General features: G+C 72.8%; 19 protein-coding genes. 1 reads left to right on the top strand and 18 read right to left on the bottom strand.

All coding sequences use genetic code 11. The features are described from left to right. Positions 1 to 100: 100 nt before the first annotated feature. From Val02_RS14330 to Val02_RS14265, 14 genes are all read right to left on the bottom strand, one after another. Positions 101 to 1,213 carry a 5'-methylthioadenosine/S-adenosylhomocysteine nucleosidase family protein gene (locus Val02_RS14330; RefSeq protein WP_203899798.1) on the bottom strand — a complete coding sequence of 371 codons (1,113 nt, stop codon included), beginning with the start codon at positions 1,211 to 1,213 and terminating at the stop codon, positions 101 to 103. Further along, entirely contained in the window at positions 1,210 to 1,971 is a 762-nt protein-coding gene (locus Val02_RS14325; RefSeq protein WP_203899540.1) for a fatty acid desaturase, read from the bottom strand. The genes Val02_RS14330 and Val02_RS14325 overlap by 4 nt, the downstream gene beginning before the upstream one ends. 554 nt (positions 1,972 to 2,525) lie before the next feature. After that, positions 2,526 to 3,164: a CPBP family glutamic-type intramembrane protease gene (locus Val02_RS14320; RefSeq protein WP_203899539.1), complete on the bottom strand. Its 639-nt coding sequence runs from the start codon at positions 3,162 to 3,164 to the stop codon at positions 2,526 to 2,528. A 276-nt stretch (positions 3,165 to 3,440) separates the two neighbouring features. Beyond that, on the bottom strand, positions 3,441 to 3,992 hold the full coding sequence (locus Val02_RS14315; RefSeq protein ID WP_203899538.1) for a PadR family transcriptional regulator: 552 nt from the start codon (positions 3,990 to 3,992) through the stop codon (positions 3,441 to 3,443). 42 nt (positions 3,993 to 4,034) lie between these two features. After that, entirely contained in the window at positions 4,035 to 6,461 is a 2,427-nt protein-coding gene (locus Val02_RS14310; protein WP_203899537.1) for a glycoside hydrolase family 32 protein, read from the bottom strand. 11 nt (positions 6,462 to 6,472) lie between these two features. Further along, positions 6,473 to 7,501, bottom strand: a complete 1,029-nt coding sequence (locus Val02_RS14305) for a LacI family DNA-binding transcriptional regulator (protein WP_203899536.1) — start codon at positions 7,499 to 7,501, stop codon at positions 6,473 to 6,475. Further along, the gene (locus Val02_RS14300; RefSeq protein ID WP_203899535.1) at positions 7,498 to 8,328 is read right to left on the bottom strand and encodes an ATP-binding cassette domain-containing protein; all 831 of its coding nucleotides are present in this window, start codon (positions 8,326 to 8,328) and stop codon (positions 7,498 to 7,500) included. The genes Val02_RS14305 and Val02_RS14300 overlap by 4 nt, the downstream gene beginning before the upstream one ends. Positions 8,329 to 8,351: 23 nt before the next feature. Further along, positions 8,352 to 9,344, bottom strand: coding sequence for an ABC transporter permease (locus tag Val02_RS14295; RefSeq protein WP_203899534.1), 993 nt, complete (start codon positions 9,342 to 9,344; stop codon positions 8,352 to 8,354). A 7-nt stretch (positions 9,345 to 9,351) separates the two neighbouring features. Next, positions 9,352 to 10,344 carry a sugar ABC transporter substrate-binding protein gene (locus Val02_RS14290; RefSeq protein WP_239152891.1) on the bottom strand — a complete coding sequence of 331 codons (993 nt, stop codon included), beginning with the start codon at positions 10,342 to 10,344 and terminating at the stop codon, positions 9,352 to 9,354. A 149-nt stretch (positions 10,345 to 10,493) separates the two neighbouring features. Further along, a complete protein-coding gene (locus Val02_RS14285; RefSeq protein WP_203899533.1) occupies positions 10,494 to 11,045 on the bottom strand; it encodes a hypothetical protein in 552 nt (183 codons plus the stop codon). Positions 11,046 to 11,174: 129 nt separating this feature from the next. Beyond that, positions 11,175 to 11,834 (bottom strand): response regulator, encoded by a 660-nt coding sequence (locus tag Val02_RS14280; RefSeq protein ID WP_203899532.1) that lies wholly within the window; start codon positions 11,832 to 11,834, stop codon positions 11,175 to 11,177. Further along, on the bottom strand, positions 11,831 to 12,430 hold the full coding sequence (locus Val02_RS14275; RefSeq protein ID WP_203899531.1) for a sensor histidine kinase: 600 nt from the start codon (positions 12,428 to 12,430) through the stop codon (positions 11,831 to 11,833). Before Val02_RS14275 ends, Val02_RS14280 begins: the two co-directional genes overlap by 4 nt. Positions 12,431 to 12,509: 79 nt before the next feature. Beyond that, on the bottom strand, positions 12,510 to 16,082 hold the full coding sequence (locus Val02_RS14270; protein ID WP_203899530.1) for a CHAT domain-containing protein: 3,573 nt from the start codon (positions 16,080 to 16,082) through the stop codon (positions 12,510 to 12,512). Between the two features lie 3 nt (positions 16,083 to 16,085). Continuing rightward, a complete protein-coding gene (locus Val02_RS14265; RefSeq protein ID WP_203899529.1) occupies positions 16,086 to 18,638 on the bottom strand; it encodes a caspase family protein in 2,553 nt (850 codons plus the stop codon). Positions 18,639 to 18,821: 183 nt separating this feature from the next. Here Val02_RS14265 and Val02_RS14260 point away from each other — a divergent pair, with 183 nt between their 5' ends. Further along, the gene (locus Val02_RS14260) at positions 18,822 to 19,274 is read left to right on the top strand and encodes a helix-turn-helix transcriptional regulator (protein WP_239152889.1); all 453 of its coding nucleotides are present in this window, start codon (positions 18,822 to 18,824) and stop codon (positions 19,272 to 19,274) included. 43 nt (positions 19,275 to 19,317) lie between these two features. Here the strand turns inward: Val02_RS14260 and Val02_RS14255 are convergent, their stop codons facing one another. The 4 genes from Val02_RS14255 to Val02_RS14240 all read right to left on the bottom strand — a co-directional run bounded on the left by Val02_RS14255 (position 19,318) and on the right by Val02_RS14240 (position 23,818). Next, positions 19,318 to 19,533, bottom strand: a complete 216-nt coding sequence (locus Val02_RS14255) for a hypothetical protein (RefSeq protein ID WP_203899527.1) — start codon at positions 19,531 to 19,533, stop codon at positions 19,318 to 19,320. A gap of 72 nt (positions 19,534 to 19,605) precedes the next feature. Continuing rightward, positions 19,606 to 22,656 carry a helix-turn-helix transcriptional regulator gene (locus Val02_RS48185; RefSeq protein WP_203899526.1) on the bottom strand — a complete coding sequence of 1,017 codons (3,051 nt, stop codon included), beginning with the start codon at positions 22,654 to 22,656 and terminating at the stop codon, positions 19,606 to 19,608. Between the two features lie 51 nt (positions 22,657 to 22,707). Further along, positions 22,708 to 22,908 (bottom strand): hypothetical protein, encoded by a 201-nt coding sequence (locus Val02_RS14245; RefSeq protein ID WP_203899525.1) that lies wholly within the window; start codon positions 22,906 to 22,908, stop codon positions 22,708 to 22,710. After that, positions 22,895 to 23,818: a GTPase family protein gene (locus tag Val02_RS14240; RefSeq protein ID WP_203899524.1), complete on the bottom strand. Its 924-nt coding sequence runs from the start codon at positions 23,816 to 23,818 to the stop codon at positions 22,895 to 22,897. Before Val02_RS14240 ends, Val02_RS14245 begins: the two co-directional genes overlap by 14 nt. Between the last annotated feature and the right edge of the window lie 242 nt (positions 23,819 to 24,060).

Below are 24,060 nucleotides of genomic sequence, written 5' to 3'. Positions count from 1 at the left end.
CGGAGCGTGACATGTACCCAAACTAGCACGTGCGACTGTACGGTTTCGCTGAGAGTTTCCCCAGGTGACATCGGGATTGCCGGGTCAGCGCCACCGCCGATCAGCGGAACTCGTTCCACTGGACGTTGCGGTCGCCGATCTGGACGCCGTGCGCGTTGGTGATGGTGACGTGGTACTTGCCGCCCTCGGCGCCGGCCGTCGGGGTGACGTCCTCGTCCGCGCCGCCCTCGGCCGGCCTGCCCAGCCGGTCCAGCAGCGCGAAGAGGACCTCGGCGGAGGCCGTCGCCGCGAACTCCTTGAAGCGGTCGTCCTTGTCCCCGTCGGCGTGATCCATCACGCCCTTCACCACCACCCACTCGGGAACCTTCTGCGACTGCGCCACCGTGGCGAGCGCCGCGCCCTCCATCTCCAGCCCGACGATCGAACGCATCCCCATGGCGGCCAGTTGCTGCCACGCCCGGCCGTCGGCCCGGACCGCGCTGCCGCTTGCCATCGGCCCGGTCACCACCGCGAACGGCAGTCGCGACGGTCCGTCGACGTCGTCGAAGAGGACGCGCTCGACGTACTCCCGACCGTCGGGCGTGAGCGAGTATCCCGAGCCGTCCCGGACGATCAGCCCGTCCGCCGCGATCGCCTCGAGCCGGGGCGCCCACGTGTTGCGCGGGAAGTACCGCGCCCGGGCCGGATGCTTCGCCGGGTCCTGCCCGCGCAGAAGCCTTTCCAGGAACCAGATCGCGGCGTCCATCACCGTGGCGGCACCGTGGCTCGGCAGCCCGTCGGGCTCGAAGTCCTGCGCCGCGAACAGCCACCGCTCGTTGAGCTTGTACTGGCGGTGGTCGCCGCTGAACTCCGTCTCGCCGAGCTTTCCCTCGCCGTAGTCGTAGGCGACCTCGGCCACGATGACGTCCCCGAACGCGGTACGTTCCGGGTGACCCGCGCAGACCCCGGTCATCGCGAGACAGCGCGGCCTCAGCAGCCGGGTCAGCTCCGTCGCCGGGCCGATCAACGAGCGGCTGCCCATCCGGGTCGGGCGGGCCAGCGCCACCGACAGCTTCCGGCCGTCCCCGCAGAGAAGATCGCCGCGCCAGTACGGGCTGTCCGTGTAGCGACCCTCCTCCGACCACGACGCGATGCCGGCCTCCGCGCCGGCGGCCTTCGCCGCCTTCAGCTCCTTCGGCAGCGCCGTCAGGATGAGGACGTCCGCGTGGGTCATGGGGGTGCTCCGATCGTGGGGGAACGGCGACGCGGCCGATTCTGCACCGCCCGACGTCGCCGTAGGTGTCCCCGTGCACAAAAGGCGTGTCGTTCACCCGTCAGGCGCACGGATCGCCGGATCGGTCTCCGGGATCGGCCCGCGGAACTGCCGCGCCACCGCCTCGACCCAGCCGAGATGGAACCGGTCGCCGTCGGCGTCGAACGCGGCCCGCAGTTCGTGCCAGCGCAGCCCCGGCGGAGCTGGCGCGCGGCCACCCGTTCCAGGAGCTCACGGGTGACGGTGTCCGGGCTGTCCCACCGCGCGGCGAGGCGGTACCACGCGCGCCGCGGCAGCACGGCCAGCAGAACGGACGCCGCTTCCGACAGGTACAGCCCGCCGAGGAGTCTCACGTAGTACAGCGGTGCCGCGCGTGTTCTCGTGGTGCGCGTGGGGTCGAAGACCTCGGTGCGCTCCTTACGGGTGCGGCTGTAGCGGTGGTGCAGCAGATGCCCACCCTTGAGCAACACGAACGGCGCGCCGTAACCGACGGCGAGCGCGCGGCCGCAGCGGTCGTTCCACCGACGATCGGCGGAGAGTGTGCCGTGGATCGCCTCGTGCACCAGGGACCACAGCGGCATCGTCGTCGCCGCGACGGGCACCAACACCAGTCCCCACCAGGCGCCGCGCACGAGCAGCAGCAGGGGGACGAACAGCAGTTGCAGGACGAGCCCGCCGGCGACGATCGCGGCCGCGACGGCGGTCAGGGGGTTGCGCACCTTACCGAGGCTGAGAACGTCGAATGACGTCCGTGGCAGCGGTGGTCGCACATCAGGCGTGCGACTGATGAATTGCCGGCGGCGGCCGCCGTCGAACCCGCCACACCAACGGCAGCGGGCCGACGCGGCATCGACCGCAAGCTACTTCTTCTTGTCCTTCTTCTTGCTCTTCTTGTCCTTCTTGTCCTTCTTCGACTTCTTGGCCATGCTGCCCACCTCCGTCCGTTCACCGGTGTTAAACCCTGCGTACCATTTCACGCCATCGACCCTTACGGGAAGGGGCAAACGGAGAAACGTGCGAGCCGTCACCTCGAACCGACGCGGCGGCCGTTGCGGCGTAGGGGTTGCAGCGCGTGGGACGGCCGGTGCCGTTGCGGCTGACGGCCACGGCGTGGCGGGCGCGCTCGACCCGTTGTGCGTGCCGGTGTTCATCGTGGTGGATCTGATGACGAGGGGGGCATCGACCGTCCTGTGTGGACGGTCGTGGGAACGATCTGCGCACACCGTCGCCGACGCGCTCCTTACCCGGGGCGGCAGCGGCGCGATCGGGCGGGTCAGCGGCTTGTGCCGTGGTAGAACAGGTCGCCGAGCCCGACGGTGAAGATGGCGACGCCGTACAGGGCGTGTTCGACGCAGACCGCCGCGAGCGAGTGGGTCCGCCGGTACCTCCGCGCGAACATCCACCCACCGACGAGCGTCGCCGCGACGGCGATCACGTTGCCGAAGATGATGTGCGCGAAGCCGAACGCCGCCGCGCTGGCGGCCACCACGCCCCACCCGGAGCCGAACACCGGCGCGTACCGGTGCAGCAGGAAAGCCCGGAACAACACCTCCTGCGGATACACCGACACCAGCGGGTAGAACGCCATGATTGCCAACCACAGCAACGGTTCCTGGCGCGGCAGCTGGAACAGCCGCTGCGGCTCGACCAGTGTGACGACCACGAGCGTGGCGGCCGTCGCGACGGCCCACAGGGCGAGGATCCGGGGGAGCGCCGGCCGCACGGCGGACCACCGCCACAGGTCCCGCCGGTCGAACTCCGGCCGCCGCCGCAGCCACCACAGGGCCGCCCCGCAGAGCAGCACGAGCGGTGGGACGGGCCCGCCGGGCGGCCGGAGCCAGGCGTATCCGCCGACGAGCACGAAGAAGACGAGGACGTACTCGGCGGCGAGCCGGACCCGGACGGTGCGCATCCTCGTGATCGAACGCCATCCGCGTGTACGGGAGGCGGCGTGCGGGCGAAGTCCGGCGGCCGAGTTGTTCAGCGCGGCGCGGCGAGGCCGTGACCGTCCACAGTGGAGTCGAGGAGCGCGACCTTCCCGCCACGCCTGACGGCCCCGTCAGGGGCGGTTGTGCACGCCGTCGAGGTGCAGGGTGGTGGACTCGTCCCGGTGCCTGCCGGTGGTCCCCACGTGCCTGTCGCTGGTGTCGAGGTATGCCTGGAAGCTCATGGGGGTGCGGAGCGATTCTCAGGTGGTCGACGGGCCGTCGGCGAGCAGGAGGTAAAGCGCCTTGCGGGTGTCGGCGAGGATCCGCGCGGCGGCCGCGATCTGGTCCTCGGTGCCGGTGCGCCCGACCTGGCGCACGGCCTCGTGCACCTGCCGGACGGCGCCGTGCAGGTCGACCGGGCGCCCACCGTCCGCGAACGACGCGAACGGGTCGGTATCGCCGAGCGCGGCCACGTGCTCGCGGCCGGTGTCGGTGAGCGCCACGAGCTTGCGCCCGGCGTCGGCCGTGATGGTCACGAGGCCCTCGTCCTCGAGCTGGTTGATGGTGGGGTAGACGGCGCCCGGGCTGGGGCGCCACTGGCCGCCGGTGCGGTCGGCCACGGCCTGCATGAGCTGGTAGCCGTGCATCGGCTCGTCGGCGAGCAGGAGCAGGACGGCCGTGCGGACGTCGCCGCGGGGCATGCGGCCGCCGTGCCGACGTCCGCCGCGACCGCGACCGTGCTGGATGCCCCCGTGCGGGGCGTCCGGGTGATGGTGGCGGCGCTCCGGCCGCCCTCTGAAGTGTGTTCTCATGGCGGTAACGATATATCGCTACTGTCTTATCTGCAAGGGTGGTCAGGTGTGACGCAGGTTCTGCGCGACCCCGGAGCCGCGGAAGACGTTGACCCCCAACAGTCCCGAGCCGAACGCGGTGTCCGTGGCGTCGATGACCGGAGCGGCGCCACCGTCCAGGAAGACCTGGAGCCGCGCACCTGTCGCCACGACCCGCAGGTGGTACGGGCGACCCTGCCGGATCGGCGTCGCGTACGTGGCGATGTCGCGGCCCGGCCGCCACAGCTTCACCAGCCCGGCCGCGTCGATGTTCGCGGTGTAGTGCTGGGAGGCGTCGGCGTTGGCGCGGAACGTCAGTGCCGCCGCGGTGCCGTTGACGATGGTGAGGTCGCCCTCGTAGGTGAGATCGGCCCGGCTCGTGGCGCTGAGCGCGAAGGCGTCCGAGTGGGAGAGCCCGTGCAGGCCGGGGCGGGCCACCGGCACCGTCCACGCGCCGCTGACCGGCGTCCACGGGCCGGCGAGGGTGCTGACGAGGCCGGGGCCGTTCAGCATCAGGTTCTGCACCGTGGCGATTCCACTGTAGACGTTCGCGCCGAGAAGACCGGTGGCGTAAGCCGTGTCGGTCGCGTCGATGACCGGCCGGTGGTCGAGGTGGACCCGGATCCGCGGCCCCGTCGCCTCGATCTTCAGATGGAACCAGCGGCCGCTGAAGATCGCGGCGCGGGCGGTGGCGATGTCCCGGCCGGGGCGCCACAGCTTCACGATCCCGCCGGAGTCGACGCAGGCGGTGTAGTGCTGTCGGGCGTCCGCGCTGGCCCGGAACGTGAGCGCCACCGCCCGGGCCGTCTCCAGGCGCACGTCGCCCTCGTAGACGAAGTCCGTGGCGCGCGTGGCGCTCAGGTAGAAGCCGTCGCCGCCGGCGTTGCCCTGCTTGCCGTTCCGGGTGTCGGACCAGACGGCGCCGACCGCTGTCCACGGCCCGGCGAGGTTGCCGTCCAATGTGGACTCGCCGCGACCCCACGCGGAGCCGAGCCGGTGCAGGGTCGCGCTGACGACGCGCACCGCGCCGCCGGTGGCGAAGAGCCGGATGCCCTGGCTGTCCGCCGCACTGTTGAACGCGACGGTGTCCGTCCAGGAGAAGAGCCCGTCGTTGCCGAAGATCTCCAGCTGCCCGCGGTCGACGAGCAGGCGCAGCTCGAGGAGGTTGTCCACGGCCGGCAGCGGCCTGCCGTCGAGGGTTCGCGCGGCGACGTCGTAGGTGAGCGTGCGATCGGCCGTCCCGTCGGGCCGCCGGTGCAACTGGAACCCGAACTGCCGCGCCGTCGTCCGCGACAGGTCGAACTCGGCGAGAATCTCGTAGGTGTCGGCGTGCTGGCCGGCGAAGGGGTCGCCCGTGCCGTCGGCCGGCACCGTGCGGTCCCGCCAGGTCTGCGAACCGGTGCGCAGCAGCGCGATCTCGGCCACCGGTGTGCGGGTGAGGCGGATCCCGTCCGGGGAGCTCACCAGGCGCAGTTCGCAGGGGAAACTCGCGTTGCCGGTCCAGGCGGCGCCGCGCACGTCGCCCTGCTGCCACACCAGTTGCACGACCCGCCCGTCCGGCACCCCGCCGAACGTCTGCCCGGCGTAGAAGGTGCCGCCGGCGAAGTTGGTGCCGTGGTCCATCCGCTGCGGGGACGGCCACTCGGGCCGAAAGGTGGTGCCGTCGAAGGTGCCGATGACGTAGTCGCCGCCGGCGTGGGTCAGCACCCAGCGCGTGCGGGCCGGGTCGCCGTCGACCGGCAGGCGGAAGAAGTCCGGGCACTCGAAGAACCAGTCGGCGCCGAAGCGGCTGCGGTAGGTCCAGTTCAGCAGGTCGGGGGAGGTGTAGAAGGATCCGCCGTTGCCGCCGCCGTTCGACCACACCACCATCACCCACCGGCCGCTGCCGGGATCCCAGCGCACCACCGGGTCGCGGCTCTCGGTACCGGGCGGCACGACGAGCTTGCGGCCGTTGTCGTAGTTCTGGAACGTCCGCGCGCCGTCGGTGCTGTACGCCACCGCCACCCCCTCGGTGGCCGTGAAGACCAGCAGCGCCCCGGCACCGAGCCCGGACACGTCGGCGGTGTCGACGACGCCGTTGCCGGACCAGAGCCGGTTGGGATGGGTCCCCGGTTGCAGCGCCATCGGCTTCTGCGTCCAGTGCACCAGGTCCGGACTGGTGGCGTGGCCCCAGTGCATCTCCGCCCACTCGAGCCCGTGCGGGTTGTGCTGGAAGAAGAGGTGGTACTGCCCGTCGTGGTACACGAGCCCGTTGGGATCGTTCATCCAGCCGTAGCGCGCGCTGAAGTGGAACTGCCCGCGCAGCGGCTCCCGATAGTCCGTCGGCGGGTACGGGAACTCGGGATAGCCGGGCAGGTCGTCGGCGGCCACGGCGGGCTCCTCCAGCGCGGGAACGGCCATCGAGGCCACACCCGCCGCGAGGCCGGTCTTGAGAACGGTGCGACGGTCCATGGTGCCACTCCTCAGGATGCTGAGATCTCTCCGGAACCGCGCACGATCAGCCGCGTCGCGAGAACCGTCGTGCGGGCCCGGCCGCGATCGCCGTCGAGGCGGGCGAAGACGCGTTCGGCGGCGGCGGTGCCGAGCCCGTGCGGGTCCTGCGCCACGACGGTGATGCCGGGGTCGAAGACGTCGGCGAGCGTGAAGTCGTCGAAGCCCACCAGCGCCACGTCGCGGCGGCGGGCCCGGGCCAGCGCCATCATGGCGCCCATGCAGGCGAGGTTGTTCGCCGCGAAGACCGCCGTCGGCGGGTCCACAGCGGACAGCAGCCGAACGGTCGCCTCGGCGGCGTCGTTCTCGTGATGGCCGCGGTCGACCAGGGCGGGATCCACGGCGATCCCCGCCTGCGCGAGCGCGGAACGGTAGCCGCGGAAGCGTTCGCGGCGGGTGTAGAGCGTCGTGGGCCGGTCGCCGATGAAGCCGATCCGCCGGTGGCCGTGCGCGAGCAGATGCGTGACGGCCTGGTGCGCCCCGTCGGTGTTCGCGCTGACGAACGCGTCCGCCGCGAGGCGGTTCGGCGGCCGGTCCAGGAACACCACGGGCAGGCCGCGACGGCGTTCCAGGCGCAGGTACGCGTGGTCGTCGCCGGAGGGCACCACGACGAGCGCCGCCACCTGCCGGCCGAGCATGTCGGTGACGACGGCCCGTTCCCGCGCCGGGTCCTCCTCCGACGACGCGATGACGACGTACAGGCCCCTGGTGCGCAGCGTTCGTTCCACCGCCGCCGCGACGACACTGAAGAACGGATTGGCCAGGTCCGGGATGACCAGGCCGACCGCGGAGTCCCGGGCGCCGACGCGCATGTTGCGGGCCATGGCGTTGCGCCGGTATCCCAGGCGGGCCACGGCTTGCAGGACCCGTTCGCGGGTGGGTGCGCTGATCCGCGGCTCGTCGTTGAGGACCCGGGAGACGGTGCGGGCGCTGACCTGCGCCTCCCGGGCCACGTCGTGCAGGGTGGGACGCGAACCGTGGGCCCGCGTCCGGGCGTTCACGCGGAATCGTCCTCTGTGGACAGACCCGCGGCGTCGGCGGCGGCCCGGTCCACGACGGTCGCCGCGCCGCCGTCGACGGTGACCGCTCCGGTCATCACGGCGACCACCTCGGCCATCGAGTACTCCGACGGTTTGACCACCGCCACGCGCTTGCCGAGGCGCTGCACGTGGATCCGGTCGGCGATCTCGAAGACGTGCGGCATGTTGTGACTGACCAGCACCACCGGCAGGCCGCGGTCGCGGATGCGGCGGATGAGGTCGAGCACCTGCCCGGACTCCTTGACGCCCAGCGCGGCGGTCGGCTCGTCCATCACGAGGACGCGGCTGCCCCACGCCGCCGCGCGGGCCACGGCGACGCCCTGGCGCTGGCCGCCGGAGAGGTTCTCCACCGGCTGGGTCAGCGTGCGCAGGCCGATCCGCAGCTCCGCCATGTGCCGCGCCGACTCGGCCCGCATCCTTGGCGTGTCGAGCATCCGGAAAACGTTGCCCAGCAACCCTTTTCGGCGCAGTTCCCGGCCGAGGTACAGGTTGCTGGCGATGTCCAGGGCCGGCGCGACGGCGAGATCCTGGTACACGGTCTCGATGCCCTGCCGGCGGGCGTCGAGCGGGTTGCGCAGGTGCAGCGGCCGGCCGTCGAGCCGGACCTCACCGGCGTCGGGACGTTCGGCGCCGGTGAGCACCTTGATGAGCGTGGACTTACCGGCGCCGTTGTCGCCGATGACCGCGAGGACCTCGCCGGGCTCGAGGTCGAAGTCCGCGCCGTCCAACGCCGTCACGTGCCCGTAGCGCTTGAACAGCCCGCGGGCCTGAAGAATCGGCTCGCTCACGAGGCCCTCCCGCGCAGGCGCGCTCACGATGCCCTCCGGCGGGAGAGCTGGTCGACGGTGACGGCCAGGATGACGAGCACGCCGGTGATGAGCGTCTGGTAGATGGACTGGACACCCATCAGCTGCAGGCCGTTGCGGAAGATGCCGACGATGAGCGCCCCGATGAGCGTGCCCAGCACGGCGCCGCGGCCGCCGAAGAGGCTCGTGCCGCCGAGCACCACGGCGGTGATGCTGTCGAGGTTCTCCGTCTGCCCGGCCTGCGGGTCGCCGACGCTGGTGCGCGCGATGAGCAGCAGCCCGGCGATCCCGTACACCACACCGGCGACCGTGTACACGCTGACGAGCACCCGCTTGGTGGCGATGCCGGTCAGCCGCGCCGCCTCGGGGTTGTTGCCGGTGGCGTAGACGTGCCGGCCCCACGCCGTCTGGCTCAGCACGTAGGCGAAGAGCAGGAACAGCGCGATCGTCACGATGGACCCGTACGTCACGTCGGTGCCGCCGAGCGTGAACGTGTTACCGAGCGCGGTGAGCGCTCCCGGAAGGCCGGAGACGGTCTGGTCCTTCGAGTAGATGTGCGTGAGCGCGAAGGCGATGTTGAGCATGCCCAGCGTCACGATGAACGGCGGCAGCGCGATCCGCGTCACGAGCAGCCCGTTGGCGGCCCCGAACGCGGCACACACCAGCACCCCGAGCGCGACGGCTAGCACCGGCGGCAGCGAACCGTCCACGGCGAGCTTCGTCATGACGATCGTCCCGAACGCCATCACCGCCCCGTTGGACAGGTCGATGCCGGCGGTCAGGATGACCAGGGTCTGGCCGAGCGCGAGCGTGCCCACGACCATCACCTGCTGGATGATGAGCGAGAAGTTGCCCGCGCTGAGAAATTGTTCGGTCCGGATCGAGAAGAACGCGCCCGCGATGAGCAGCGCGGCGAGCGGCCCCAGCGTGGAGCCGGTCACCATGCGCCGCCACAGCGGCGGTCCGGTCAGCGGGGCGGCGGCGGTTTCGGTCGACATCCGCCGCTCAGCCCCAGCAGTTGGCGAGGCCGAACGCGGTGTCCTTGGTGTCCTGGCCCGGCATCGGTTTGTCCGTCACGAGCGTGACCCCGGTGTCGGTGTAGCCGGTCGCCTTCGTCCCGTCCTTGGCGAACTTCACCACGGCCTGCACGCCCTGTTCGGCCATCTTGAGCGGGTACTGCTGGGAGGTGGCCGCGATCTGTCCACTTTGGACGCCGCGGACCCCGGCACAGCCGCCGTCCACGGAGACGATCATGACGTCCTTCTCCCGGCCCTTCGCCTTGAGCGCCGTGTACGCGCCGAACGCCGAGGGTTCGTTGATGGTGTAGACGAGGTTGATGTCGGGCGCCTTGGTGAGGCAGTTCTCCATCGCGGTCTGGCCCTTGGCCTGATCGCCCAGGGTGTCCTGGGAACACACGATCGACGGGTCGCCGTCCTTGAGGCCCATGCCCTGCAGGAAACCGTTGTGCCGCAACACTCCCACGGTGATGCCGGGCGCCAGGTCCAGTGTGGCGATCTTCGGCGTCCGGCCGGCCATCGCGCCCTTGGCGTACTGTCCGATGAGGACACCGGCCTTGAGATTGTCGGTGGCGAAGAGGGCGTCGGTGGCGTCCTGCGGCTCGGTCGGCGTGTCCAGCGCGATGACCAGAACGCCCTTCGCGCGCGCCTTCTGGATGGTCGGCACGATCGCCTTGGTGTCGCTGGGCGTGATCATGATGCCCTTCACGCCGGCGGCCACCATGTTCTCCACGGCGGTCACCTGACTGGCGTTGTCCCCGTCGTTCTTGCCGGCGGCGGTCATCAGCTCGACGCCCGCCGCGTCGGCGGCCTTCTGCGCGCCCTCCTTCATCTTCACGAAGAAGGGGTTGGTGTCGGTCTTGGTGATCAGTCCGATCTTGACCTTGTCGCTCCCGCCGTCGGAGTCGCCGCAGGCGGCCGCCCCTAACGCGGAGCCGAGCACGATGGTCAGGAACAGGGTCGTCGTCCTGCGGTCGGCCACGGTCGCACACCTCCCTGGAGCAGAGATCAACGTGTGTCAACGTTGACATGCTTCTATGGATATTGGGCGCGTGGCCCGCGTCACGTCAAGATGTCGCGCGTGTTTCGTCCGATGCCGGCGCACCGGCGGTGGCCGGTGCGCCGTTCGGGTCAGGCCTTGGTGTGTGCCGCCGAGATCGCGTACACGTAGGGGACGAAGAACGGGTGCAGGCCGGAGTTGTCGAAGTAGCTCCAGATCTGGTAGTTCGAGCAGGTCGGGTCCGTCGCCGAGCAGGCCATCGCGTAGAACGACCCACCGCTCACCGTGAAGTTGAACGTCGTGGCGAACTGCGGCGTCGAGTACACCCGGCAGGCCGCGAAGAGGAACGGGCTGTACACGTGGACCTGGATCGAGACCGTGTTGGAGCCGCGCCACCAGGCCAGTTGGGTGCGTGCCTGGCAGCTCCCGTCGTAGTACTCCCAGCCGCTGTCGTAGGTGCAGTACCCGGCGGACTGCGGGCAGTCGGCGAAGTACGCGCTCGTCCGCACGGTCACCTGCGGTGCGGTCTCCGGCCGGGGCATCTGTTCGACGGTCGCCCGTTCGGCGCCGGCCGGTGCGGACGCCTGCGAGCCGGACGGTTCCGCCCCGGCCGGCGCCGCGGTGAGCGCCACGACGGCCAGGGTGGTGAGGACGGTGAGACATCCGGTGATGATTCTGCGCATGTGTTCCCCCAAGGGACGTGGCCCGCCGGGGTGGCGGTGCACGGGAACACCGTTCACGGGGACCGGTCCCGCCGTCAGGGGAGCGGTGTCCCCGAAACGCGGGACGTCCCCGCCGGGTTCACCGGCGCGTCACCGAGCCGAACGGAGCCGGCCCATGCCGGCCTCCCGGGCGCGGACGATCGCGTGGGCCCGGTCGGGCACCCGGAGCTTGGCGAAGATGCAGGAGATCCGATTGCGGACCGTCTTCGGGCTGACGATCAGGCGCCGGGCGATCTCCGGATTGCTCAGGCCGGCGGCCATCAGGTCGAGCACCGCCCGTTCGCCGGCGGTCAGTTCGGGGAACGCCGCCGCGCCGGGCGCCGCCGCGAAGAACCCCGACAGCCGTTCGGCGACCGCCGGGCCGAAGAACGCGGCGCCGCTCGCCACGGTGCGGACCGCCTGCGCGACCCGACCCGCGTCGGCGTCCTTGAGCAGGTACCCGCGCATCCCCGCGCGCAGCGCGGCGAAGACCGACGCGTCGTCGTCGGCCAGGGTCAACGCGATCAGGCCGACGCGCGGAGCGCGGGCGCGGATGCGTTGTGCCGCCTCGCATCCGCTCACGTCGGGCAGGCCGAGATCGAGGACGGCGACGTCCGGCCGCAGCGCGTGCGCCAGTTCCGCGGCCGCCGCACCGCAACCGCTGCGCCCCACCACCGTCAGATCCTCGAACGCCTCCAACAGCGCGCACAGTCCGTCCCGGAAGACCGGGTGGTCGTCGACGACCAGCACCCGGATCGGGTCGTCCGTCATCGGGCCGGCAGCGGGAGCCGCACCCGTACGCGGGTGCCCACGCCGGCCACCGATTCGACCCGGCAGGTGCCACCGAGCGCCCGCGCGCGAGCGGCCATCGACCGCAGGCCCACACCGGGCCGGGGAACCCCGTCCGGCATGCCCACGCCGTCGTCGCGCACCTCCACCTCCAGCGCCTCCCCGCGGGTGATGCGCACCGCGCAGCGGCCGGCGCCGGCGTGTCGCAGGACGTTCGTCAACGCCTCGGTGACGATGAGGTACAGGGCGTCGCCGACCGTCGGTGGCACCGCCGGTCCCGGGGGCGCGTGCACGGTGATCGCCGGCCCGGGTGTGCCCGCGAGCCCGTCGACGAACGCCCTGATCCGGGCGACCGGGCAGCCCCGCGCACTGTCCGATGTGGACGGTCGCACCCCGTCGACCAGTTCGCGCAGGGCGCGTTCGGCGTGCCCGACGCCGGACCGCAGCGTCAGCAGCACCTCCGCGGCCCGGTGCGGCTCGCGCTGAACGATGACCTGCGCCGCCTCCAGCCGGAACGCGAGCGCGGCCAACGCCGGCCCGAGCACGTCGTGCAGGTCCCGCCGCAACTGCGTGCTCATGACACCGCCTCGCTTCGCTCCGCGGCGTCACGAGACACAAGCACGCAGTGCCCCATGATTCGCTTCCGCAGGCGTCCGCTCATCCGGGCGCCGCCCCGACACCGGCCGAGACGAGCACGTACGGCGCCCAGTGGTACGGGTGGGCGAACGGCGCGGACGTACGCGACCACCCGCCGATCTCCCGGGCCCGGTCCAGCCGCGCCACGAGGTCGCCGTCACCGCTGCGTTCGGCACCGGCGCGCAGCCCCTCGAACGCGGCCACGGCCTCCTCCCGGGAGAGCGCCCGCAGGTAGCCTCCCGCCGCACGCAGTGCCCGCGCGTCGGACTCCCCGGCGAGCCGCCGCCGGTGGAACTCGCTCATGAACAGCGTCGCGGACAGGTCGCTGATCGACCAGAGCGTCACCACCACGGAACGGGCACCGGCGGCCAGCACCGCGCGGCCGAGGCCGAGCAGTTCGTCGCCGCGCACCACGGTGCCGGTGCCGGTGCGGCAGGCGCTCAGCACCACGAGATCGGCGTTCAGCCGCTGCCCGAACAGTTCCGCGGCCGTCAACGACTCCCCGGAGGCCAGCAGGACGGCGGTCGCCAGGGGCGCGTTCGGGTCGAGGACCCCGTGCGTGGCGAGATGCACGACGGCCGCGTCGGGCAGGAGCGCGCGCACCCGCGCCTCGGTCGCGTCGTCGCCGAGCAGCAGGTCCACCGCGCCGCCCAGCAGGCCGGCGACCCGCCACGCCTCGACGCCGGCGGCCGGCAGCGCGGGCTGCGGGATCGGGACCGCCGAGCCCTCCGGGACGTAGGCCATCCCGGACGGGTCGCCCACCACCAGCGAGCGCCCACCGGCGGGTCCGGCGGGCCGCGCCGTCGCCGATGCGCTCGCGCTCGGCAGCACCGTGAGCGGCACCGCCGCGCCGAGGGTGGAGCCGTTCCAGGGCAGGGCCGCGAACGGCAGCCGGGCCAACGGCCCGGAGGGCACCAGCAGCAGCGCGGTGGCCGCCTCGACGACCGGGCGCAGCGGCTCCAGCAGGAGATCCGCGAGGCGTTCGGCCGGTGCGGCGTACTCGTCACCGGTGGCGCACGCGTCGAGCATCCCGGCGACCAGCCCCTGGATGCCGTGTTCGCCCTCCGCCCGGTGCGCGGCGACCATCCCGTCCCGGGTCACCGCCCAGGAGAGCAGGTCGTAGCGCCCGACGGCGTACTGCAGGACGGCCACCCCGGGCGGCAGCGCGGCCGCCACGTCGGCCAGGTTCCGCGTCTCCGCCTGCGGGTTGACCGTGCGCCAGAACCTGCTGTTGCCGGCCTGGAGTTCCGCCTCGACGGCGCGCAGCCGCTCGTCGGCCCGGTCGAGCCGGGCGCGCAGTTCGGCGATCTCCGCGCCGTCGGGCTCCGGCCGCTGCAGCGCCCGCGCCAGGCGACCGCGCGCGAGCGTCACGTCGGCGCCGGCCCATCGCCAGCGCCGGACCAGTTCCTCCGGGAGCCCGGCGTGGTCGACCCCGGCGTTCGCGGACAGCAGGTCGAGCAGCGCGCGGGCCCGGGCCCGTTCGGCGTACCCGAAGGCGCGGCCGTGCTCGCCGAGCCGCAGCGCGACGCGGATCGCGTCCAGATAGGTGTTCTGCACCTCCGCGCCCGAGAAGAACCACGTCTTCAGGTCGTCGCGATTGAGGCCGGCCCGGACCCCCTCGATCTCCTCGAGAGCGCGGTCGAACGCCTCGAGCGCCGCCGCCTCCTCGTGTTGCTGTTCGCGCAGCCGACCCTCCGTGCTCAGGTGCTGCCAGTCCGGTCCGAGCCCGGCCCACCAGGGCGTCCGCGCCGCGACGAGCGCCGCGTGATGGGCGGCGGCGCGTGCGGTGTGGCCGACGGTGAGCTGGAACGCCAACCCCGCCACGTGCGCCATGCGCCACTCCTGCCCGCCGGCGGGGAGCGGCGCCAGTTCCCGCTGCGTGTGGCGGGCGAACGCCTCCGACGCACCCGCGCGATCGCCGACGTGCGCCAGCAGCAACGCCTCGGCGAGGTCGCGCTCGCCGGACGGGATCAGTTCCAGATCGGCGCGGGCCTGCGCGACGAGGCTCCCGTCGACGTCGGACGCGCCGGCGTCGCGCGCCTCGCGGGCCCGGTAGAGCAGGTCCACGATGCGATGCCCGGGCGGGGTAGCGATCGTCAGCAGGTGGTTCGCGATCACGAGGGCGCGGCCGGTGTAGCCGGCCAGGCCGGTGCGCAACGGGCCCAGGGCGTCCTCCAGGTCACGGCTCGCCAGCCGCATCCCGTCGACGTCGCGCACCCCGCTCGCCAGGGTGTACAGGCGGCCCGCGAGCAGGGCGCGACGGATGCGCCGGTCGTCGGTCGGGTCGGCCGGTTCGACCAGCGGCGCCGCGTCGGCGGCCAGCGCGTCGCGCACCGCGATCCGCACCGCCGCCACGTCCCCGACGGAGGCCGCCACCTGGGCGATCTCCGCCACGGTCTGGCTGCGCAGCACGGGTTCGGCGATCCCGGCGAAGATCCGCTCCGCGAGGCCCAGCGCGGCGCGGGCCCGTTCGGGTCGGCGGCCGCGGGAGGCCCAGTAGCGCGCCATCCTGGTGCACAACAGCCCCAGTCCGACGGTGGGCGCGTCGCCGATCGTCGCCCGGCCGGCCGCCACGATCCGATCCGCGCCCTGCGCGTCCACCGCGAGCCGGTCGTCGGCGATCGCGGCCAGCGCGCCGTGGCAGGCGGCCACCGCCGCGTCCAACGGCCGGCCCTCCTCCGCGAACGCCGCCCCGGCCCGTTCGGCCAAAGCGATCGCGCCGGCCGGGTCGCCGTCGAGCAACGCCAGATAGCAGTGCCGCAGCGCCACCGCCGCCAGGCCGGCCACGCCGCCGGTCGCCTCGTAGCACTGCGCCGCCGTCGCGTAGGCGGCCAACGCCCCGGAACTGTCCACAGTGGACCCGTCGAACTCGGCCGCCTCGACCGTCTCGGCCAGCGCGCAGTCGGGCGAGGAAGGCTCCACGGACAGCACGCAGTTCCAGCCCAGGGGCGACATCAGCGGCGCGGCGCGCAGGTCGCCGAGCAGCAGCGCCGCGGCGGCCAGGCCGGACCGGTCGCCGGCATCGGTCAGCCGCCGCTGCGCCGCGGTGAGGTACTCCTCGGCCAGGGTGCGCTCGTCGGCGCGGGCGGCCAGGTCGGCGGCGAGCAGGTCCAGGTGTCCCAGCAGGTCGGGCCGGTCCGCGAGGCGTTCGCGCGCCTCGTCGATCGACGCGATCCCGAGACCGAGGTTCGACGCGGCGGTGCCGGCGGGGGAGGCGGACAGCAGCTGCGGCGAGAGCGTGGCGCGGGTGTCCCGAAGGTCGGTGAGCAGCCGGCCGACGATCCAGTCCTCCGCGCGGGTGACCCGTTCGCGACGCGGCCGGGGCGGCCGTTCGAACATCCGCAGCAGCAGGTGGCCCATCGGCCGGGCGTCGCCGTCGGGCAGCCCGAGCCAGCGCGAGTGCCACGTGTAGTGCTCCCAGGCGAGCAGCGACACGGGATCGCCGGCCCGCAACGCCGTCACCTCCTCGTGCGCCCGCACGAACGCACCCGCAGCGGCCGCGGCGCGCACCGGCGAGAGCCCGTCGGGGCCGGCCGTGGCGACGAGCCGGTCGAGCAGCCCGCCGGGAAGGAGTTCGACCGCGGTGCCACCCATCGCTCAGCCCACCCCGACGATCTCGTACGAGTAGGAGAAGTCCTGCGCGCGCAGCAGCCCGTCGCGCGGATGCCGGCCGATCCCGAAGTCCTCGCCGGCCAGGAACGACGTGCGGTAGATCCCGATGCTGTCGCCGACGGCCTCGGACAGCAGCCGGTACGCGGTGTTGACCACGATCGCCGCCGCTCCCACCGCCGCGACGGCAGCGGCGGCCTGCGGCGCGGCGACCGCCAGCCCGGCCAGTTGCGCGGCGGCGGCCGTGAACTCCGCGGCGTTGAGCCGTTCGGCCAGCAGGTCGCCGAGCGCGCGGCTCGCGGTGCGGTCCCGCGACACCCACCAGGCGAGATCGAGGTATCCGACCGCGGGGCCGTGGTAGACGAGCAGGTTGTCCAGCGGCAGCCGGTCGCCGTCGCGTACGTTGCCGAACCGCGCCGTTCCCGCCCGGTACACCGGGACGTCGCCGTCGCCGCCGCCGGTGACGATCAGGGCGTCGACCCGGATGTCGCTGCCGCCCCACGCGCGGTTGCGGTGCACGACCAGTTCGCGCAGGCGGATCGCCACCGGGGTGGCCGGTGCGGCGTCCCGGGCGCCCAGCAGCCGTATCGACCGCTCGGGCCGCTCGTCGACCAGGAACGTCGCGACCTCCGGAGTGGGCCGCGGCAACGGGCTCAGCAGGAACTCCACCCGCTGCGCCGCGTAGCGGACGACCGGCCGTCCGCGGGCACGGGCCACCTCGCGTTCGCCGCCGAGCACGATGTCGGCGAGCGCCCGTTCGAGCGCGGAACCGTCCCGCCTGATCTCCTCGAACCGCTTCGCGGACCCGGCGTCGGTGATCCCCTCCTGCTGCAGCACGGCCAGCTCCTGACGGGCGGCGGTGACCAGGACCAGCAGCGCCTCCGGTCGGGCCGCACCGGCCGGAACGGCCGCCGGCCAGCTCACCGCGCTGCCCTCGAGCACCCCGTCGCGGGCGCCGAGCACGTACTCGCGGCCCGGATCGATCCGCAGCCCGGACGGATCGTCCTGGGTGAGCAGGTCGATCACGCCCGACACCCCCAGATCGAACACGAAGAAGTACAGCCGGCGGTCGCTGTCGTTGCGCAGTCGCACATACACCGCGTCGCCCGCGTGCACCAGGGCACCCGACGGCGTCATCGGCACCGCCGCGCCGTCCACCACGCGTCCCCACTCGACGCCGAACTCCTCGTCCAGCACCTCGTCCGGGGCGGGCGCCAGCTCCCGCAGCGTGGCCGAGCGGGCCAGCCGGCCGAGCATGGTCACCAGCTGCCCGATGCCCGCGTCGTCGGCCGGCACCGGTCGGGTCAGCGGGCCGGCGGCGTCCCGGATGACCGCCGCGTCGCCGGTGAACTCGACATCGGCCAGCAGGACGCCGTCGTCCGGGCCCGCCGGCCGCAGCGTCGGCGCCGCCGCGAGAGCCGCCCGCAGCCGCTCGGCGAACGGGCCCGTCCCGCCGCTCGCGACCGGACGGCGGCGGGCGGCGGCGCTGAGCGGATGGGCCTGCGCGCCGATCGGCACCGCGGCGTGCCCCGGCCGGAACTCCAGAATCGCCTCGGCCGCGGCACCCCGGGCCGCCGCCACGGTCGCGACCGCGATCGTCGTCGCGTCGTCGACGCGCACCGCGCCGGCGGGCATGACGGCGAACCGGTCGCCGGCCCCGATGCCCAGCAGTGCCGCGCCCGGGATCGACGCCCGGGTGCCGGCGACCCAGGCGATCGGAACGGCGTCCGTCCGCTCCGCGGTCTCCACTTCGAAGAGCAGGCGCGCGGAGTTCCCCTCGACCTCCGGCCGCTGCTCGGGGGCGAGGGTCAGGGTGCGGTCCCGGATCCGGCGCATCAGCGTCGACCAGGTGACCGGCGCCGTGCCGGCCTCGCTCAGCGCCGCCCGGAACGCCTCGGTGAAGATGCCGGCGGTGACGCCGTCCCGGTTCGGGTACTCGTACGCGGACTGCTCGGGTGCGCATGCGACCAGTCGCACGCCCCGGTTGCCGAGCGCCGGCAGCAGGTCCACCTGGAGTCCCGCCTTCCGGCGGCGTTCGAGGTTGTCGGCGAGGTCCAGATAGGACAGTCGCGGCAGGGCGCGCGGCCGCAGCTGCGGATCGCGGGCCATGTGCGCGGCGTGGCAGCAGTCGAGCATGACGACGGCGTTCTCGGTGCGCTCGAGCAGCCTGGCGAGCAGGACCGCCAGCTCGGTGTCGAGGATTCCGAGAAAGTCCGCCGGGGTGGACGCCTCGATGTCGGTCGGCACGATGAACTGCAGGTCGCGCGGGATGTCGCCGGCCGGCGTCGCGGCGTCGGTCGCCAGCGGCCGCACGATCCCGCCGTGGCCGCTGTAGTAGACGAACGCGGTGTCGGGCGAAGCGCAGTCGGCGATCAATTTCTCGTAACCGTCGAGGATTCCCGCCCGCGTGGCGTTCGCGCCGGTCAGTTCGCGGATCTCGAATCCCCGGCCGTCGAGCAGTTCGCCCATGGATTCGATGTCGCGTGCGACACCGGTGAGTCCGCCGGTCGCCGATCCGATGAGAAGTGCCCGTCGTGCCATGGTGTGCCTCCGGGAGGAATGCGATCCGTTTCTGCCTAGGGATCGTAGGCGCGATTTCTAGGGTGGTCACCGCGTCGATCGTGCGCAGTTCTCCCCATGTTCGCGGGTCATTCGAAAGCGATGCTGGTCGCAGCGATCGCCGCGTTGTGTCGTCTTTTCATCGCGAACTCAAATGGAGGATTCGTGACAGCCGTGAACGTCGTCGAGCCGTATGATGCGGCCGTCGATCGTCAATTGGTCGAACTGCTCGGTGGGCCGGTCGAACCGGAGACCCTCCGTCTGCTGTGGACGATGGCGCGCGGGGATCTCGCCGTGGTGCGCGCCCTCGTCGTGGTCGGTGTCGAATTCGGGGTGCTGTCCCGCCGCGCGGGCCGCTGGGTCTGGGCCGGCGCGTCTCCCGCACCCTCGGCCGGGCCGGCTCCCGGCACGGACGCGCCCGTCGCGCCCCGGCTCACGCCCCGGGAGCGGGAGGTGCTCGGACTGCTCGGCGAGGGGCTCACCGCCGCGGCGATCGCGCACCGGCTGGGCGTCTCCCGGCGCACGGTGACCAAGCACCAGGAGAAGCTGTACCGCAAGATGGGGACCGCCGACCGGCTCGGTACCGTGCTTCTCGCGCAGCGCCTGGGCATGATGTGAGGCGCGGATGCCCCGGGGTCACCGGAGCATCCGCCCGCCATTCCTACGAGAACTCGGTCGGCCGAGGCCCGAGGCCTTTGTCGACCGCGTACGAATCGATCAGCGCGCCGTTCAGGTAAAGCGTCAGCCGGCAACCGTGGTCGTCGAGAACCGGAACCGACACGAACGCCCCGGAGCTGACCGCGGTTTCGATCTCCGCGAGCAGGGTTACCGAATCTTTTTCCGCACCCAGGTCGAGTGCGTAGTCGAAGCGTCCCACGTGCAGCCGGATCCCTCGCGGCGCCGGAGTCTTCTCCGCCGATGTCATTTTCTCGCCTTTCGTAGAATGGATTCACGGTGCCGGTCCCTCGTTCGGGCCGGAGTCATCGGGATCGAAAATGCCGAGCCGGTGGGCCGCGGCGGCCGCCTCGCCGCGACTCGTCACGCCCAGCTTCATCAGGATGTTCGACACGTGGACGCCGGCGGTCTTCTCCGCGATGAACAGCGTCCGGGCGATCCGGCGGTTGGTGCTGCCGTCGCAGATCAGGCGCAGCACCTCCCGCTCCCGCGCGGTCAACCCGAACGGGTCGGCCGGGCGTCTGCGCGGCGGCGGCGGTGCGGCCCCGGCACGCAGGTCCAGGCGGGCCCGCCGGGCCAGCGACTCGACCTCCGCCCGCAGCGCCTCGGCGCCGAGGCGTTCGGCCGCGGCGTGTGCGCTGCGCGCGGCGGTGGTCGCCACGGCGGAGTCGCGCCGGACGACCGCCGCCTCGGCCTGCCGCCACCGGGCGTACGCGGCGGGAAAGGGCCGGCCGAACGCGTCCCATGCGTCGGCCGCCGCGCCCCACTTCGCCGGATCCGGCGCGTCGGCGATCCGGTCCCGTTCGGCGAGGCAGAGCAGGTGCAATGCGCGGGCCTCGGGCAGCGGGGACCAGGCCGGCGAGTCGACCAACGCGTCGACCGCGCCGCGGTGCGCGACGATAGCCGCCTCCACCCGGGCCAGTTCCTCCGAACCGGCGCGGTGCAGGGCCGAGAGCCGCAGCCACCGGTCGGCCGCGCCGCGCAGCCCGAGCGCGTGCAGCCGCAGCAGCAGGACGAACTGCTCGGAGTCGCCGATCGCGGCCAGACCGGCGGCGACCGTTGCGCCGACGTCGTCGAACTGCCGCCGCCAGAGGGCGCACTCGGCCTCGCACGCGTGCCGCGAGGCGACGAACTTCGGCTCCCGCAACGAGTCGCCCTCCTCGCGAACGGCCGCGAGATGCCGTTCGGCGTCGGCGAACCGGCCCCGCCCCACCTCGATCTCCGCCAACGTCAGCCGTGGATACAGGCTCTCCCGCACCGGCCGTTCCTCGACCAGGTCGGCGAGGAGCGCGGTCGCCTCGTCCCACCGGCCGAGCGAGGCGAGCACGGCGCCGGCGTTGTTGGCGAGCACGCCGCCGCCCCGGGTGTGTTGCAGGCCGAGCCGGCGGGCGCGGTCCAGCCCCTCGAGAGCCACCCGCACCGACTCCTCCAACCGGCCGGCGTGTTCCAGGGCCAGCATCAGGTTGCCGTAGCCGCGGAAGAGTTCCTCGATCCGGTCGGTCGCCTCGGCGATCTGCAGCGCGGAGCGCAGCGCGGCGATGCCCTCCTCGACCCGGCCGGTCATCGTGCGCGCCACCCCGACGGTGTTGAGCGCCTGCCCCTCCTCGGCCTTGGCGCCGACCCGGCGGGCCAGTTCGACCGCCCGGACACCGATGCGCAGCCCCGCCGAGTAGCGTCCCGCGCGCACCTCCGCCGTCGCCTGGCCGGCCAGCACGCGGGCGGAGACCGCCGAGTCCGGTTCGTCGGCGAGGCAGCGCAGCGCCGCGGCGTACGCCTGCTGCGAACCGGCCGTGTCCGCGGCCTCCCACAGGTAGCGGCCCAGCCGCTCGCACAGTTCGCCCGCCTGGGCCCGGTCGGCGGCGTCGATCTCCGCCAGCGCCTCGCGGACCAGTTCGACCGCCTGCTCTGTCCGGCCCGACCAGCGCGACGCGTCGGCGGCGCGGGCGAGGAGACGGACATGGGTCGTGCCGGTGACGGCGGCCGGATCCGGTACCCGCGACCAGAGTCCGACCGCCCGCCGGTACTGCAGCTCGGCCTCGCGGAAGGCGCGCACCCGGATGGCGGTGTCGCCGGCCCGGACCGCGGCCGCGAGCGCCTCCGCATACGCACCCGCCTCGTACCAGTGGTAGGAGAGCTGGGCGCCGAAGGTGAGGTCCTCGGTGCGGCCGAGGCGCCGGTCGGCGGTGAGGACGGCGGCCACCGCGGCGTGCAGCTCCACCCGCTCGCCGGGGAGCAGATCCTGGTACACCGCCTCGCGGACGAGCGCGTGCCGGAACAGGTAGCCGTCGTCGTCGGGATCGGTCAGCAGCATGTGCTGTGCCACGCACTCGCGCAGGGCCGCCGTCATCCGGCGGGCCGGCAGGTCGCACACCCCCGCGAGGAGGCGATGGCCCACCCGCCGGCCGGCGACGGCGGCGATGCGCAGCACCTCGCGGGCGTCGTCGCCGAGCAGTTCGAACCGGGTCAGGACGAGGTCGCGCAGCGAGCCGGGCAGCCGGACGGCCGGCGCCGTGGGGTCGCCGCGTTCGATCACCCCTGCCATGACCAGCTCCTCGCTGAAGAAGGCGTTTCCGTCGGAGAGTTCGTGTACGTGGGCGGCCGTTTCCGGGGCGACCGGCGCGCCGGTCAACGTCGCGAGGAACGCCCGCAGTTCGGTGCGCGTGAACGGCACCAGGTCGAGCTGGTCCACCCGTCGGGCCAGCGCGAGTTCGGCGACCACCGCCCGCAGCGGATGCCGTGGCGGCAGGTCGCCGGTGCGGTAGCTGCACACCACCAGCACCCGTTCGTCGGTCTGCGCCGGGATGACGTAGGCCAGCAGGTCCAATGTGGACGGATCGGCCCACTGGAGGTCCTCCAGCGTCAGCAGCACCGGCCGGTCCGTGCCGAGCCGGTCGAGCAGCCGCAGCACCGCGCCGAAGATGCGCAGTTGCGAACGCGGCTCGCCGACCGGTTCGGGCACGGTGTCGCTGAAGTCCCGGATCAGGTCGGCGAGGTCGGCGTACGGCTGCGCGGCGAGCCGGAGGAGGGTGGGCTCGCCGACCTCGCGGACCAGCCGGCGCAGGGCGTCGATGAGCGGTGCGTAGGGCAGTTCGCCGGCGCCGAGCGGGACGCACGAGCCGCTCAGCACCAGGGCATCGGCGGCGCGGGCCCGCTGGGCGAACTCGCGCAGCAGCCGGCTCTTGCCGACGCCGGCCTCGCCCCGGACCAGCACGGCGTACGGCACGCCCGCGGCGGCCTGGGTCAGCCGCCGGTCCAGGTGCGCGAGTTCGTCCTCCCGCCCGACGAACGACGGGTCCGGCCGATGCTGTCGGGCGGGCAATCCCACAGTGCCCATGCTCCCGCGCGTGCCGCCCGGTGTCTGCCCGCCGGGACGGGTTCACACCAGTCCGAGCGCCCGGCGCACCCAGTCCCAGGCGTCCTCGAGCCGATCGAGCAGCCACGCCGCGGCGTGCGAGGCCCAGGCGGCGAAGTCGGCCCGGGAGATCGCCTGGCCGAGCGCGCGGCGGCGGCGCATGTCCCGCACGTAGCGCTCCATCCGGGCGATGTCCTCGTCGTCGAGGAACTCAGACGTGGTCATCGCGCACCTCCTTCATCGCCGCGTGGCCGCGTTCCGCCCGAAGGTTCCGGGCGATCCGGTCCATCCGGTCGAGTTCCTCCGTGGTCGGGACCTGGGTGCCGAAGAGGACCCGCCAGATGTCGGCGCCGAGCCGCATGACGCCGGGCGCAGCCCGTTCCCGTGCCGGAGCCGGCGTGGGCGTGGGCTGTGCCGCCGGGGTCGCCGGGATCCAGTCCTCGAGCCGGAAGTTGCGGAGGCCCTCGAAAATCCACTTCCGTCCCGGGGTGCAGGCCTCGAGCACGCCGGCGAAGAGCCATTCGAGGTTGAAGCCCTGATGGTTCGAGTAGGGGATCACCTTCGCCGGCCGGCCGAGCACGTCCCCGAGCCGTTCGGCGCGGTCCGCCCGGATCTGCTCGATGTGCCGTTCCTGGGCCTTGGAGGGCACGAGGGAACCGGCCTTCCAGTCGCGCGGTTCGACGAGGTCCACCTGGCTCAGGCCGAAGACGATCCGGTCGTGCAGGTGGGTGAAGTGGCGCAGGTACTGCTGGTCGAGGGCGACCGCCCGCTGCCGGGCCGTCATGACCCACAGGATGACGTCGCACTCCGGCAACGTCTCCTCGTACATCCGCAGATAGGCGGGATCCCTGCGGACGTCCTCGCCGAGCCCTGGCGCGTCACGCACCACCAGCCGGGCGTCCCGTCCGGCCCCCGGCCCGCCGGTGACCCTGACCCGCAGCGGCACGTCGGTGACCGCCTTCGTGCAGGCGACGGTGTGGCTGATCGGCAGATCGGTCCGGAACATCGTGTTGATGGTCGAACTCTTTCCCACACCGGAGACGCCGACGACGCCGATGGTCGGCGGCTTGCGGGTCAGTTCGCGTTCCCACTCCTGGCGTAGCCGTTCCTTGTCGCTGTCGCTCAGTCCTGCCATGACCTTTCCCAATCGTGGTGTGCCGTCCCGGTCAGGCCGGGCGGGGCGGTTCGAGGTCGTCCTCGACGTACTTGAGGCTGAGGACGCTGATGTGTTCCGGCCGGACGCCCGCCAGTTCCTCGTCGGTCATCGCATCTCCCTGCGGGTGTTTCTCCGACAGGTCGATGGTGCTTCTCCGAAACCGTTGCCGTACATGGGGAAAGGTGCGTAGGTATTTGTGTCGCGCGTCCGTCGTGCGCGCT

The organism is Virgisporangium aliadipatigenens (assembly GCF_016863615.1).
Taxonomy (GTDB): domain Bacteria; phylum Actinomycetota; class Actinomycetes; order Mycobacteriales; family Micromonosporaceae; genus Virgisporangium; species Virgisporangium aliadipatigenens.
Note: the sequence above shows the minus strand (reverse complement) of the source record. Positions and strands in the feature narration are given on the sequence as shown.